Genomic DNA, 459 nt, shown 5'->3' with positions numbered 1-459 from the left:
AGTCGCTTCTATCAAGACCCATTGCAGAGTGGTTCCTTCTTCGTTCCAATCTCGGATGATCCAAACTGCAAAGTTGATGCCTCCGCATAAAACCAGAAGAACAGACCAGAACACTAAGTTCGTTTGGTTCTTAGTAGGTGCTAGAACATACGTGAGAAAGATCAGGATAAAAACAGCGGCGCCTATCCCTAAAAGAATTTCAAAACTCATCTGAAATTTTCTCCTTTATCCATTTCTTTCTCGGTGTTGATCCGAAGTGCAGCTCCGGCGCCTATGATAAGCACCGCATCTAAGAAGGAGCCAAGCTCGCTTCCGATTGGAACTCCGGATTTCAAGAGAAGAGTGAGTAAGAAGGTTCCGTTCTCAAAGATACTGAAGCAGGCAATGACTCCCACCCAGTTCCTTCTTACGATAAAACCGATCACTCCCACATAGATGAGAAGAAGAACATACAATAGA

Annotated in this window: 2 pseudogenes; both read right to left on the bottom strand. The window is 44.2% G+C overall.

The window, feature by feature from the left end:
* Nucleotides 1-210, bottom strand: a pseudogene (locus tag EHO59_RS10990) (proton-conducting transporter transmembrane domain-containing protein); the annotation flags it as partial.
* A pseudogene (locus EHO59_RS10985) lies at nucleotides 207-459 on the bottom strand (formate hydrogenase); the annotation flags it as partial. The pseudogenes EHO59_RS10985 and EHO59_RS10990, both read right to left, overlap by 4 nt.

It is taken from the genome of Leptospira semungkisensis (genome assembly GCF_004770055.1).
GTDB classification, from domain to species: Bacteria; Spirochaetota; Leptospiria; order Leptospirales; family Leptospiraceae; genus Leptospira_B; species Leptospira_B semungkisensis.
This window is presented reverse-complemented; position numbering and strand designations above follow the sequence as displayed.